Source organism: Pseudomonas iridis, assembly GCF_017980685.1.
Lineage (GTDB): Bacteria > Pseudomonadota > Gammaproteobacteria > Pseudomonadales > Pseudomonadaceae > Aquipseudomonas > Aquipseudomonas iridis.
This window is the reverse complement of sequence record NZ_JACXXO010000010.1, coordinates 1-13,446: the sequence shown is the minus strand read 5'-3', so window position 1 is coordinate 13,446 and position 13,446 is coordinate 1. Positions and strand designations below refer to the sequence as shown.

Annotated in this window: 14 protein-coding genes; 9 read left to right on the top strand and 5 right to left on the bottom strand. The window is 57.2% G+C overall.

The genetic code is table 11. The features are described 5' to 3' along the window. Positions 1-23 precede the first annotated feature (23 nt). Positions 24-1,151 carry a glycerophosphodiester phosphodiesterase gene (locus IEQ42_RS17080; protein ID WP_210704246.1) on the top strand — a complete coding sequence of 376 codons (1,128 nt, stop codon included), beginning with the start codon at positions 24-26 and terminating at the stop codon, positions 1,149-1,151. 162 nt (positions 1,152-1,313) lie between these two features. Further along, positions 1,314-1,619 (top strand): PepSY domain-containing protein, encoded by a 306-nt coding sequence (locus tag IEQ42_RS17075; protein WP_210704245.1) that lies wholly within the window; start codon positions 1,314-1,316, stop codon positions 1,617-1,619. A 266-nt stretch (positions 1,620-1,885) separates the two neighbouring features. Here the strand turns inward: IEQ42_RS17075 and IEQ42_RS17070 are convergent, their stop codons facing one another. Continuing rightward, positions 1,886-3,508: a methyl-accepting chemotaxis protein gene (locus IEQ42_RS17070; protein WP_210704244.1), complete on the bottom strand. Its 1,623-nt coding sequence runs from the start codon at positions 3,506-3,508 to the stop codon at positions 1,886-1,888. Between the two features lie 274 nt (positions 3,509-3,782). Between IEQ42_RS17070 and IEQ42_RS17065 the strand changes: the two genes are divergently transcribed. Both IEQ42_RS17065 and IEQ42_RS17060 read left to right on the top strand, forming a co-directional pair. Beyond that, positions 3,783-4,805: a transporter gene (locus tag IEQ42_RS17065; protein ID WP_042560570.1), complete on the top strand. Its 1,023-nt coding sequence runs from the start codon at positions 3,783-3,785 to the stop codon at positions 4,803-4,805. A 290-nt stretch (positions 4,806-5,095) separates the two neighbouring features. Beyond that, on the top strand, positions 5,096-6,598 hold the full coding sequence (locus IEQ42_RS17060; RefSeq protein ID WP_395593809.1) for an inorganic phosphate transporter: 1,503 nt from the start codon (positions 5,096-5,098) through the stop codon (positions 6,596-6,598). Between the two features lie 56 nt (positions 6,599-6,654). Here the strand turns inward: IEQ42_RS17060 and IEQ42_RS17055 are convergent, their stop codons facing one another. Next, the gene (locus IEQ42_RS17055; RefSeq protein WP_210704242.1) at positions 6,655-7,092 is read right to left on the bottom strand and encodes a multidrug/biocide efflux PACE transporter; all 438 of its coding nucleotides are present in this window, start codon (positions 7,090-7,092) and stop codon (positions 6,655-6,657) included. Positions 7,093-7,181: 89 nt separating this feature from the next. Between IEQ42_RS17055 and IEQ42_RS17050 the strand changes: the two genes are divergently transcribed. Further along, the gene (locus tag IEQ42_RS17050) at positions 7,182-8,036 is read left to right on the top strand and encodes a LysR family transcriptional regulator (RefSeq protein ID WP_150592921.1); all 855 of its coding nucleotides are present in this window, start codon (positions 7,182-7,184) and stop codon (positions 8,034-8,036) included. A gap of 167 nt (positions 8,037-8,203) precedes the next feature. Here the strand turns inward: IEQ42_RS17050 and IEQ42_RS17045 are convergent, their stop codons facing one another. From IEQ42_RS17045 to IEQ42_RS17035, 3 genes are read right to left on the bottom strand one after another with little or no spacing between them, the layout of a single operon-like run. Next, positions 8,204-9,445, bottom strand: a complete 1,242-nt coding sequence (locus tag IEQ42_RS17045; protein ID WP_210704241.1) for an RNA polymerase sigma factor — start codon at positions 9,443-9,445, stop codon at positions 8,204-8,206. After that, entirely contained in the window at positions 9,438-9,782 is a 345-nt protein-coding gene (locus IEQ42_RS17040) for a YciI family protein (RefSeq protein WP_008081988.1), read from the bottom strand. The genes IEQ42_RS17045 and IEQ42_RS17040 overlap by 8 nt, the downstream gene beginning before the upstream one ends. Before the next feature lie 40 nt (positions 9,783-9,822). Further along, positions 9,823-10,248, bottom strand: coding sequence for a YybH family protein (locus IEQ42_RS17035; protein WP_210704240.1), 426 nt, complete (start codon positions 10,246-10,248; stop codon positions 9,823-9,825). A gap of 141 nt (positions 10,249-10,389) precedes the next feature. Here IEQ42_RS17035 and IEQ42_RS17030 point away from each other — a divergent pair, with 141 nt between their 5' ends. The 4 genes from IEQ42_RS17030 to IEQ42_RS17015 all read left to right on the top strand — a co-directional run bounded on the left by IEQ42_RS17030 (position 10,390) and on the right by IEQ42_RS17015 (position 13,372). Then, entirely contained in the window at positions 10,390-10,875 is a 486-nt protein-coding gene (locus tag IEQ42_RS17030) for a GNAT family N-acetyltransferase (protein WP_210704239.1), read from the top strand. Between the two features lie 19 nt (positions 10,876-10,894). Continuing rightward, positions 10,895-11,500: a pyridoxamine 5'-phosphate oxidase family protein gene (locus tag IEQ42_RS17025; protein ID WP_210704238.1), complete on the top strand. Its 606-nt coding sequence runs from the start codon at positions 10,895-10,897 to the stop codon at positions 11,498-11,500. Between the two features lie 275 nt (positions 11,501-11,775). Further along, positions 11,776-12,837, top strand: coding sequence for a hypothetical protein (locus tag IEQ42_RS17020; RefSeq protein WP_210704237.1), 1,062 nt, complete (start codon positions 11,776-11,778; stop codon positions 12,835-12,837). Between the two features lie 22 nt (positions 12,838-12,859). Beyond that, positions 12,860-13,372, top strand: a complete 513-nt coding sequence (locus IEQ42_RS17015) for a radical SAM protein (RefSeq protein ID WP_228732000.1) — start codon at positions 12,860-12,862, stop codon at positions 13,370-13,372. Positions 13,373-13,446 lie beyond the last annotated feature (74 nt).

Genomic DNA, 13,446 nt, shown 5'->3' with positions numbered 1-13,446 from the left:
TGCCCTGCGAAAGGACCTCGACCATGCCCGCCACTTTCACCAAAAGCGCCCTCATGCTGAGCCTGTTGCTCGGCTTCAGTCAGGCGCATGCCGCCACGCACAGCGATCCGAACGCCGTGGCTGGAGCTCACGGCATCCCGCACCCGGCGGTAATCGCTCACCGTGGCGCGTCCTTCGATGCACCGGAATCCACCGCTGCGGCCTATAAACTGGCCCGTGACCTCGGTGCCGACTATCTGGAAATGGACCTGCAACGCAGTAAGGACGGCGTGTTGTTCGTGCTGCACGACGATAATCTGCAGCGCACCACCGACGTTGCCAGCAAATTCCCGGATCGCAAGGACAGCCCGGCCAACGCCTTCACCATGGCCGAGCTGAAAACCCTCGATGCCGGCAGTTGGTACAACACCAAATACCCGGACCGCGCGCGCCCGTCCTACGCCGGGCTGAAGATCCTCACTCTCGATGAAGTCATCGACATCGCCCAAGCCAATCCGCAGCACAAACCGGGCCTGTACATCGAGACCAAAGAGCCGCAGTTGTTCCCCGGTCTCGAAAAAGACCTGAAGGAGAAACTGCAGGATCGCGGCTGGCTCAGCCCGGCCGGCTCGAAACTGGCGAAAAGTGCGCTGGGTGTCGGTCAAGGCAAAGGCAAGGTGATCCTGCAGACCTTCGAGAAGAACAGCCTCGAGCTGCTGCAAAAGGAAATGCCGCAAGTGCCGAAGATCCTGCTTCTGTGGGTCGGCGAAGGCAGCATTGAGCCGAAATCCAAGGTGACGTTTGCCGAGTCCGGTGAGAAAGACAAAAACGCTTTCTACGGCAAGCAGGAGCCGAAATCCGAAGCTGAATTTAAAAAGTGGATTGATTACGCCAAGGCTCAGGGCGCAATCGGCACAGGCCCTTCGGCGAAGCTCACCCAAGGTGGCGACCAGAGCTATTCGGATCTGGTGCAGCCGTGGATGAACCAGTACACCCACGACCAAGGGATGCTGGTGCATGTCTACACGGTCGATGAACCGGTGGACTTCGACAAAGTCATGGCCGCAGGCGTCGACGGCATCTTCACCAACCGCGCCAGTGAACTGTTGAAGTTCTACAAACGCCCGGCGGCCGGTAGTGTTGATCAGGTGTTAAAGCGCAACGGTTTCTGATCGCTGAACAACGCGCCTTCATCGCGGGCAAAGTACGCTCCCACAGGTTCTATGCCCGCGTTGTATCCAGAGTTTGCAAATTTAAGGGTGAATTAAGTTGCGCTGGCTAATCTGAACTCACTTCAACAGAACACGCACTTAAACAAACCAAGGAATGAACTTATGAAAACTTTGACTGCCCTGTTTACCGCTGCTGCCCTGACCCTCACCGCTGGTATCGCTCAGGCTGATGTTCGCGTTGATCAGATCCCTGAGTTGGTCAAGTCCGGCAAGATCAAGTCGCTGGAGTCGATGAACGCCGAAGCATTGAAACTGCATCCGGGTGCAACCATCACTGACACTGACCTGGACAACCACTTCAACGGTTACGAGTATGAAGTTGAATTGAAAACGGCTGATGGCAAAGAGTTCGATGTCGACTTCGATGCCACCACTGGCAAAGTGCTGAGCGACAAGCAAGACACTTGATACACCGTTTAACCAGAGCCGCACGATTGAAAGATCGTGCGGCTTTTTTACGTCTGGGGTCTGGCCTGGATGATGTGTCGCAAGAAAGATCGCCCCCCCTCACCCCAGCCCTCTCCCCCCGAGGGGGCGAGGGGGAAAGGGAGCCGATTGGGGGAATATTCGAATCCGGAGTTCGACACTGAATCTTCAAGTCGATGTATGACGCGAGAACACTCCGGTCGGCCCCCCCTCCCCCCGGGAGAGGGCTAGGGTGAGGGGACATGGCATCACGCGCTCAGGCGAGCGGTGACTTCGTTCAGTTGCCCGGACAGGCCGTGCAGATTCTGGCTGGCGCTTTCGGTGCGCTGCACGTTGTCGAGGTTGGTGCTGGCAATCGAGGTGATTTCGGTCAGGTTGCGCGAGATGTCCTCGGCGACCGAAGTCTGCTCTTCGGCCGCCGTGGCGATCTGACGGTTCATGTCGCGAATCGCTTCCACCGCGTGGGTGATGCGCTCCAGCATGGCGCCTGCCTGCGTCACTTGCTCAACGCTTTCGTCGCTGCGGGTCTGGCCGCTATCGATGGCTTGCGCCGCGTCTATCGCGCCAGTCTGCACACTCTGAATGATCTGGTTGATCTCGATGATCGACTCCGCCGTGCGCTGCGCCAGGTTGCGAACTTCGTCAGCGACCACCGCAAAACCGCGCCCGGCCTCACCGGCACGCGCCGCTTCAATCGCAGCGTTGAGCGCCAGAAGATTGGTCTGTTCGGCGATGCCGCGAATCACTTCCAGCACTTTGCCGATGCGGCCACTGTCGGTTTCGAGACGACGAATGACCGTGGCGGTGTTGGCGATTTCGCTGCGCATCAGCGTGATGGAATGGATGGTGCTTTGCATGACCTTTTCACCCTGCTGGGCGGACTGGTCGGCATCGTCGGCGGCTCGCGCGGCATCGGCGGCGTGACGCGCGACTTCCTGGGCGGTGGCTGACATTTCGTTCATCGCCGTGGCCACCTGGTCGGTGCGGTTGAACTGCTCGTTGGTGCCGCCGGCCATGGTCGTGGCGATGGCGTTCAACTCGCCGCTGGCGCTGTCCAGATCACTGGCGCTGCGCTGCAAACGGGTGAACGTATCAGCGAGGAAATCGCGCAGGGTATTGGCTGCGGCGGCGAGGTTACCCAGCTCATCCTGACGGTCGCTGACCACTCGCTCGGCCAGTTTGCCGCGGCTCAGTTGGGTGACGTAGTCGATGAGTTTGCGGATCGGCTCGATCAGGTTGCGGTTGACCAGCCACAGGCTCAACAGCCCGATCAACAGACCCGAAGCGAGCATCACCAACAGCCCCAGCCATACGGTGCGATCGGCATCAGCACTGATCAGCGCCGACTGCTCGGTGCCCTGCTTGCGCAATTCGGCGACCAGCTCGCTCATCTGATCGCTGGCAGCGCGATCGACACCTTTGACAGCGGCGTCGCCGACAGCAGCATCGCCACCCGCGGCGACGTAGGCATCACGGCCCTTCTGGTAGGCGCCTGCCAACTGACGATGCTCTTCCTGCAAGCGTTCGATGCGGGTTTTCAGGCTTGGCTCGATGCCTTTCTGGCTGGCCAGTTCGCCGAGGATTCTCTGCACATCGCGCTGGCGATCTTCAAACTGGCTCCAATACTTGGCCAGATCCGCAGGCTGCTTGCCACGCAACAGGACGTTTTTCCATTCCTGTACCTGCACCTTGAATTGCAGGTTGGCTTCATCGATCAATTGCGAAGTGTGCAACGGGCCGGCAATCAATTGGCTGTAGCTTTGCACGCCATTCGACAGGAAATGGAAACACGCCAGCGCGATCAACAAGACCGCCAGCAGGCTGCCGCTCAGCAGGGCGAGAATTTGCGCTCTCAGGGATTTTTGCAGCATCGCAGATACTCAGGACAGGGATGAGACACGCCAGGAAAAGGCGTGAAATATTGCCGGACATCCCTGTCGGCGAACCTTGGCCAACGGCCAGTGGCGCGCAACCTAACTCACCTGAGATCGGCGCGCCAGAGTGCTTCTTGAACAAATCCCGACCGCCGGTAACACTTTGATTTGACGTCATTTAGCTGTCACACAAACGTCATGTGACATTGCGATGATTCGGCACAGGTGAATCTGAAAATCCCGCCCAGCGCCCTCCTCGCAGCGAGCCTCCATGAACCACAGCCTCGATATCAGCCATCGCGATCCGGACCTGTTCGGTTTGCTCTACGGCTTTCGTTTCCTGCCCGGCGAACGGGGTCGCGAAGTCGATTCGACAACTGCATTGCGTTGCCTGCAAGACGACAACGACAGCGGCGAATTCCTCTGGCTGCATCTGAACCTGGCCCACGCGGCATGCGAGCGCTGGATGAAAAGCCATCTGCAATTACCCGAAGAATTTTTCGAGGCACTGCACGAAGGTTCGCGCTCGACGCGCATCGAGCACGTTGATTCGGCGTTGCTGGCAGTGGTCAACGATGTGGTGTTCAACCTCAGCAGCATGGTGTCGTCAGACGTGTCGACGTTGTGGGTATGCGTGCGCAGCAAACTGATCGTCAGTGCGCGCCTGCAACCGCTGCACTCGGTGGATAAGTTGCGCTCGTCGGTGAAGGCCGGCGAGCGTTTTCGTTCGCCCTCGGAATTGCTCGTGCACCTGCTGCGCGATCAGGGCGAAGTGCTGACGCAGATCGTGCGCAAGACCAGCATGAGCGTTGATACGGTCGAAGACGAGTTGCTCTCCTCGCGCCTGTCAACCAACCGCGCCGAACTCGGTGCCAACCGCCGAGTGCTGGTGAGATTGCAACGTCTGCTGGCACTGGAGCCGGGTTCGTTACTGCGCCTGCTCAACCGCCCGCCGCCGTGGTTGCAGAAGGAGGACGTCAAGGAACTGCGCAAATCCACCGAGGAGTTTGCGCTGATCATCAATGACCTCACGGCCCTCGGCGAGCGCATCAAACTGTTGCAGGAAGAAATCGCCGCCAACCTCAACGAACAGAGCAACCGCACGCTGTTCACCCTGACCGTGGTGACGGTGCTGGCGCTGCCGATCAACATCATTGCCGGTTTCTTCGGGATGAATGTCGGCGGCGTGCCGCTGTCGCAGGACGCGCATGGGTTCTGGATACTGGTCGCGTTGGTGGCGACGTTTACGGTGATTGCGGGGCGGTGGGCGTTTCGTAAGCGTGGAGATTATTAAGATCAAAAGATCGCAGCCTTCGGCAGCTCCCACACTGCCACTGCAGGAGCTGCCGAAGGCTGCGATTTTTTGACTTTGCCTCCAGCGATTCATCCAAACACTGACCTGAGGCAGTCTCTCTGTAACATTCTGCAACGATCATGGGCGACATTCCTTCCCTCGCTCAGGATTGTTCTCTCATGGCTACTCCCTCCCTGACCGCCAGCCCAGCGTCCGCCGCCAGCGGCAGGCCCTCCCTCGACAAGAAAACCAGCCCGTTCACCTACGTATTGTTTTTCGCAGTGCTGGCCATGGGGATGCTGTTCACCGCCTACAGTCTGATGCACGACGTGCAGGAGCTCGGCACGACGGTCACCACTTGGACGCCATTTCTGCTACTCGGCGTGGCGTTGGTGATTGCGCTGGGTTTTGAGTTCGTCAACGGTTTCCACGACACCGCCAACGCCGTGGCTACGGTGATCTATACCCACTCGCTGCCGCCGAATGTTGCGGTGGTCTGGTCGGGGTTTTTCAACTTCCTCGGCGTGTTGCTATCGAGCGGTGCGGTGGCCTTCGGCATCATCGCCCTGTTGCCGGTGGAGCTGATTCTGCAGGTCGGTTCGTCTGCTGGTTTCGCGATGATCTTCGCCCTGTTGATCGCAGCGATCCTGTGGAACCTCGGCACGTGGTGGCTGGGTTTGCCGGCCTCGTCGTCGCACACCTTGATCGGTTCGATCATCGGCGTCGGCGTGGCCAATGCCTTGATGCATGGCCGCGACGGCACCAGCGGTGTCGATTGGGCGCAGGCCACCAAGATTGGTTATGCGTTGCTGCTTTCACCGCTGGTGGGTTTCGGTTGTGCGGCGCTGTTGCTGCTGGCCTTGCGCGCATTCGTGAAGAACCGCGCGTTGTACAAGGCACCGAAAGGCAACACCCCGCCGCCATGGTGGATTCGTGGTCTGCTGATCCTGACGTGCACCGGCGTATCGTTCGCCCACGGCTCCAACGATGGCCAGAAAGGCATGGGCCTGATCATGCTGATTCTGGTCGGCACCTTGCCGATGGCCTATGCATTGAACCGCACCATGCCCGAAGAACAATCGCTGCAGTTTGCCGCCGTGGCGCAAGTCACCCAACAAGCCCTGATGAAAAGTGCGCCGCAGCCGGCACCTGCCGATCCGCGCCCGATCCTCTCGGATTACGTGCGCAGCAAGGAAGCCACGCCGCAACTGATCCCCGCCCTCGCCGCCCTCACAGGCCACATCGGCGAGGAAGTCAAAGGCTACGGTTCACTGGCGAAAGTCCCGGCCGAAGCGATGGGCAACGTGCGTAATGACATGTACCTGGCCAGCGAATCGATTCGCCTGATGGACAAGAACAAGGTCGGCAACTTCGACGCCGACACCACTGGCAAGCTGCAACTGTTCAAGCAACAGATCGACAACGCCACACGATTTATCCCGCTGTGGGTGAAGATCGCCGTTGCTATCGCATTGGGGCTCGGCACCATGGTCGGCTGGAAACGCATCGTGGTGACGGTGGGCGAGAAGATCGGCAACACCCACCTGACCTACGCGCAAGGCGCCTCGGCGGAAACCGTGGCGATGCTGACTATTGGTGCAGCGGACATGTTTGGTTTGCCGGTGTCGACGACGCATGTGCTGTCCTCGGGCGTGGCCGGGACCATGGTCGCCAATGGCGGTGGATTGCAGATGAGGACTATCCGTAATCTGCTGATGGCGTGGGTGCTGACGCTGCCGGCGGCGATCCTGCTGTCGGGTAGCCTCTACTGGCTGTTCACCCAGATCTTCTAACCGAAATAATCCCACTGCAGGAGCTGCGGAAGGCAGCTCCTACACGGAAATGAGGGTTAGCCCTGGCAGGCGTTGCGCATCAGGAAGCGCTCGCGCAGTACGTCGTAGCCCCAGTGATACACATAGGTGTACGGCAGAAAAAACAGCAACACGCCGATGTCGAGCAAGAACGCCTGCCACAAGCTGACTGACAGCCACCAGGCAATCAGCGGCACGCCCATCACGATCAATCCACCCTCGAACAGCAAGGCGTGAACGACCCGCACCCAAGCGTTGTGGGCAACATTCATGCGCTCGAGCATGCGCTCGAAAAACCGGTTGAACACCACGTTCCAGCCCAGCGCCAGCATCGCGATCAACACCGTCACCGCGCCCATGTCGAGCAGCGGTTTTTTCATGATCCACGCCAGCAGTGGCGTGCAGATCAGAATCGCCAGCAATTCGAAACCAACAGCCTGGAAGATGCGTTCAGTGATGGATTTTTGGGCAGTCATGGCCTGACTCCTTGAGTGAAGATGGTTGCCATGATCCATCCTCGCATCGATACTTCAAAACCAATAACCATCGATTGAGGCGATAGTTCATGGCATCGCAAGAAGTGCTTTTGGCATTCGTTCAGGCGGCGACCCAGGGATCGTTTTCGGCGGCGGCGCGCAAACTCGGGCGCAGTCAGTCGACTATCAGTGCGGCGGTGGCGAGTCTGGAGATTGATCTGGACCTGGTGTTGTTTGATCGCAGCAGCCGCAAACCAACGCTGACACCTGCCGGCCACGTCATGCTGCAACGCGCCGAGGCGATCCTTACGGCCAACAGTCGCCTGGAAATGACCGCGCGGCAATTGTCCCAAGGCGTTGAGCCGAAGTTGACCGTGGCGATTTCCGACACTTATCAATCCGCGCGCTTCGAAGCGGCGCTGTTCGGTTTTGAACAGCGCTATCCGGATCTGGAACTCGAATGCCTGATTGCCGAATGCGATGACTTGATCGAACTGGTGCAGCGCGGTCGGGCGCATCTGGCGTTTGCCGAGATGCAGGACAATTACCCGCCGGACCTGGTGACCTCGACTGTGGCCGAGCGCACCGATATCGCCCTGTTCGTCAGTCGCGGACATGCGCTGGCGACACTGGAACACGTCGATCAGCCAATCCTGGAGCAGCATCGCGAGTTGCGTCTGGCGACGATCGTCAATCCCTACGACAGTCGCGCCAAGGGCCGGGTGTGGTCGGCGCCGAGTTATCTGATGCTGATGGAAATGGCCGAAATGGGTTTCGGCTGGGCGCCGTTGCCGCGCTGGCTGGTGGGGCGTTTCGGCAATGGCACGCTGGTGGAGCTGACAGTGCGCGGCTGGCCGAAACCGGTGTTTGTCGATGCCTTGTGGTCGCGGCTGTATCCGCCGGGGCCGGCGGGGAGCTGGTTGCTGAGCAAGATGCTGGAATAGAAGCCCCTCACCCCAACCCTCTCCCGGGGGAGAGGGGGTTGACCGAGGTGTCTGGCGTCATTCAGCGACCTGAAAGATTTCGTCGATTATGGATTCAAAGTTAATCGTGCAAGTCGGTGAGACTCTCCAATATTCCCCGATCGGTCCCCTCTCCCATTGGGAGAGGGTTAGGGTGAGGGCCATTCCAGCACCCTGAGCCGCCCTTCAATAAAACGCCGCTCAGGCGCTTGCCGGGTTAACTCCAACGCCCGCAAATAAGCCACCCGCGCCTCCTCGACCCGGCCCAACTGCCGACAAAACTCCGCCCGCGCCGAATGCGCCAAGTGGTAGCCCTGCAACTCCCCTCGCGCCAATATCCCCTCGATCAACGTCAACCCCGCCAACGCCCCATCCCGTTTGGCTACCGCCACCGCGCGATTCAACTCGATCACCGGCGAAGGCATCGCCCGCAACAGCACGTCATACAGCCCGACGATCTGCTGCCAATCGGTTTCCTCAGCGGTTGGCGCCTCGGCGTGCACGGCGGCAATCGCCGCTTGCAGACAGTACGGCCCGAATCGTCGCGTGGTCAGCGCTCGCTCCACCAACGCGCAACCTTCAGCGATCAACTCAGCATCCCACTGCGAGCGATCCTGATCATCCAACAGCACCAGTTCGCCATCGGGCGAGGTGCGCGCCGGACGCCGGGACTCATGCAGCAGCATCAATGCCAGCAACCCCATCACCTCGGGTTCCGGCAACAATTCCATCAGCAATCGCCCGAGCCGGATCGCTTCACGGGTCAGGTCCTCGCGGGTCAGCTCAGCACCCATCGAGGCCGAATAGCCCTCGTTGAACACCAGATAAATCACCCGCAAAACACTGTCCAGACGCTCGGGCAGTTCGCTCAGGCTGGGGACTTGATAAGGGATTTTCGCGTCACGGATCTTGGCTTTTGCGCGCACGATGCGCTGGGCAATGGCCCCCGGCGCCGAGAGAAAGGCGCGGGCGATTTCCTCGGTGGTGAGGTCGCAGACTTCACGCAAGGTCAGCGGCACTTGCGCATCCGCCGCCAGCGCCGGGTGACAGCAGGTGAAGATCAGCCGCAGGCGATCGTCTTCCACGTCTTCGTCGCTCCAGTCGGCATCTTCGAGCTCTTCGAGTTGCGCCAGCAACAATGGCTGCGAGGCTTTGAAGCGTGCACGGCGGCGTAGCACGTCGATTGCCTTGAAGCGCCCGGTCGACACCAGCCAGGTGCGCGGATTGTCCGGCACGCCGTCACGCTGCCAACGCTCGACCGCGACGAAGAACGCCTCGTGCAAGGCTTCTTCGGCAAGGTCAAAATCGCCGAGCAGGCGGATCAATGTCGCCAGAATCCGCCGCGAGTCTTCGCGATACACCTGCTCGACCCGCGCCGCGACCTCAGACATTCAACTGCCGCACGGGGCGCACTTCAACGCTGCCCACTCGGGCCGCCGGGATGTTCCCGGCGACCTGAATCGCTTCGTTGAGATCCTTGGCGTCGATCAGGTAGAAGCCGGCCAGTTGCTCCTTGGTTTCAGCGAACGGCCCATCGGTGATCGACAATTTGCCGTTTCGCATGCGCACCGTGGTGGCGGTCTGCACCGACTCCAGCGCCTCGGCGGCAACCATCCGCCCGCTGCCCTGGATCGACTCGGCATAGGCCCAGCATTCAGCGTCTTCGGGGCTGTCGGGCGACGAGTGCAGCAGGCGTTCATCGCTGTAGACCAGGCATAGATATTTCATGGCGCTCTCCTGATTCGAACGGATCAACTATGGCTGAAGATCACGGTTGCACATCGAACAGCGTCGCGCCGCTCATCGGATCGAACGGTGCCGACCAGTGCTCATGGGCAATCCGCCACGCGCCGTCGACCTGCCGATAGCAGGCGGTGACGCGCATCCAGCAGCTTTGGGTTTCACCTTTCTCGTTGGTACCGCCGCAATTGGCGACCCAGTGGGCGAAGGCGATGTTGTCGGCGGTTTCGATGACGACTTCCTGAAAATCGAAGATGTGCGGCCCGGGGCACATTTGCATGCAGTCCACCCAATGCGCGCGGTAGGCCGGTTTGCCCTTGAATTGCAGGGCCTTGATCGCGTCGAACGAGACGATGTCATCGGCGTACAGCGCCATGACTTTCTCCACGTCCTTGGTCATGACGGCGTCGCGGTAGGTATTGATCAGAGTCTGGATGTCAGCTTGTGCGCTCATGGTGTTCTCCGTGATTTTTGTTGGAAAGACACCCTTAGTCGTTCGGCACTTCGGCAGATCGACAGACGAAACAAAAAAATTCCGCAGGAAGCAAAGTCGCTAGAATCCGAGGCTTATCTTTGTAGGAAAAAGGAAATTCCCGTGTCAGCCCAACTCGTGCCGTACGACAGCCTGAACGCGCAGCAGCGTGAGCAAGTCGAGGCGATTGAAATCCATCCCGAGCAAATCAAGTTCTCCGGCGACATCCACGGCGCCCTGCACACCTTGCTGTCGAAACCCGGCCCTGGCGTGAAGGGTTTTGCACTGCTGGCCGATGAAGTGCCGGTGGCGTTCCTGCTGCTCAAGCGTCCGCCGGTGTTACCGGCATGGGCCGATGAACACAGCGCCACGCTGCATGCGTTGCAGGTCGATCGCCGGGCGCAGGGCAAGGGTTACGGCAAGGCGTGTCTGCATGCGTTGCCCGAGGTTGCCCGCCAGGCCTGGCCTGAGATCAGGGGGCTGGAACTGTCGGTGGACGCTGACAACGATGCCGCCATCGCGCTGTACGCCAAACACGGCTACGTCGACAGCGGCGAAGCGTACAAGGGCCGAATCGGTTACGAGCGGCGCATGGGTCTGTTTTTTTAAGTCATCGAGGGGATGCACGATGATCGATTCAATCGAAGCACTGGAAGCTATTTACGGATTGCCCCACGAACGTGCGGTGCGCAAGCAGATCACTTTTCTCAACGAAGACTATCAGGCGATGGTGCGGCTCTCGCCGCTGGTAATCGTCAGCTCGGTGGGTGCCGATGGTCTCGACAATTCGCCGCGCGGTGATGCCCCGGGATTTGTGCGGATCGTCGATGAACGCACGCTGGCCCTGCCGGACCGCCCGGGCAACAACCGCATCGATACCTTGCGCAATGTGCTGCACGATCCACGGGTGTCGCTGCTGTTCATCATTCCGGGGATTGGCGAGACGTTGCGGGTCAACGGCACGGCGTTGATCAGTGATGAACCGGCGTTATTGGAGAGTTTTTCGGTAAACGGCAAACCGGCGAAAACGGTGTTGCTGGTGACGGTGGAAGCGGCATTTTTCCACTGTTCGAAGGCGTTTGTGCGTTCGGATGCGTGGAACCCGGAAACGCACCTGCCGCGCTCGGCACTGCCCTCTGCTGGCACTTTCCACAAGCGCCTGAATGACGGCCAGTTTGATGCCGAAAACTACGACAGCGAAGCGTCGAAGCGAACGCGTGAAAGCCTCTACTGAAAAACAGATCTGATGTTCTCTTACAGGACTGTGGAATTATCCTGTAAGAGTTATCCCACTCAGAAAGTCTCAACTGGCCAAAACTCATATATCTCTGTAAGTAAATTCTGATTCTCTCCCTAGAGATTGACGACCCACTGTCAAACACTCTAGGTTTTAGCCATATGCGAATTTATTACTTACTCAATAGATTTACCATTTTCGAAAAGCGGACTCCGGAATGGAGGCCAACACTTAAAGCAAAGCAGCACTCGATATCTTACGGGGAGCACCGTATGACAAACACTCTAATTAAAACCTCCGAGTCAAAAATTACAAATAATGAAATAATCATATTAAATGGAAAGATCTCTATTCCGAAAACCTATATTCGAGAGAAAGTTTTTTTAGAACCGAAAAGTATCCTTATTGTTTCCGGCTCTCTCATAGAGGGCATAGGAACGATTCACTCCGACATCGACTGCATCATTCTCTGCGAGCAACGCCCTACAGCGAGAAGCATTAAGGATATCGAACACGCATTTGTCACAGACGAAGATTATCGCCATATCACAAAAAACGAAGAAGTTCACAATACAACCGACTTCTATGGAGACTCCAGCATCCACATTGACGCTGACTATATCACCTTCTCGGAAATTGAAGACATATATAAAAAAATCGACAAGGCGTTTACCGAGGTAATTTCTGATCAGCGCTTCCTATATAACCCAATACTAACAAATACAGAGAACAACATCATTCATCGTTCTATTATCGGACATGCCATTACAAACGAAGAAAGATTAAAATCTATAAAATCAAGAATCCCTTTGGACAAGCATATCTACATTGCACATCGTGAGAAACTCCCCGTCTTTTACGCGTTTCAGGACATTCAAGGCTGTTGGCAGTCAGGAAATTTATGGATGGGTTGTGAGATAGCCAGAGACATGATGTTAAAGACTACTATGAGTTTCACCTACCTCACTGGCACGTCGAACAAGCACTATAAGTGGGTGTACTCAAATATGTATCGAGTTGAAGGATTCGAAACCATCAAAAACACGTTTTTTGTTTTAGCTAGGCAAGGAGCAACTACAGAAATGGAATGCAGATCCTACATCCAAGAGATACTGGACTACATGGATTTGGTATTCTTAGCAATTGAGGACCTGCTAAAAACAAAAGACATCTATCCAACGACAAAAATTTCTCTTGCCGCACTAGATAATGAGTTCAACGAGCGCAAACAAACCAAACATAAAACCTCAATGTGCGAGTACTACTTCAGAAAAAAATACTTTGCTGCTTCCCATACCCCACGCCTAACAACCTTACTCAAAGAATGGGATTAACAGTTACCCCCCAGGTTACTCAATGCATCTAGATCTCATGGAACGAGTAAAGGAAAGAAACACTGCAAGCAATCTGGATTACCACTTAATTTCGATGCCCCCCAAAGATTTCCGACTTTTTGAGCGATTCAAAGGACTGGGCCACAACTTATCGATGAGTTTGGAAGTATTCAACGCAGATCTGTTTTCTGAAGTTTGCCCTGGAAAGTCACAGGATTATACAAGACCACGTTTCCTTTCTGCGTTTGAAGCTGCTGTCGAGGTTCTAGGTCGTGGAAACGTCTACGCGGGTTTTGTAGCTGGCATGGAACCTTTAGAGTCAATAATTGAAGGAATCGAGTATTTCGGAAACATGGGAGTGGTGCCTGCGGTTGCAGTATTTCACCCCGACGCTGGCTCACACTACGCCACAAAAGCGCGTCCTTCCGTCGACTTTTTAAATACACTCGGTAAAAAAATGTCAGAAATTTATCAGAGAGAAGGCTTTAGGGAAGGTCTGAAGTACCCACCGATTTTTGAGGCCCTCGCTGCTTGAGGTTCAAAAAATCCAAGTCGGCCGAAAAACAGACCCTTCTTGTCTTTAATTCACGGCTCTTTCCTCTGATCGTG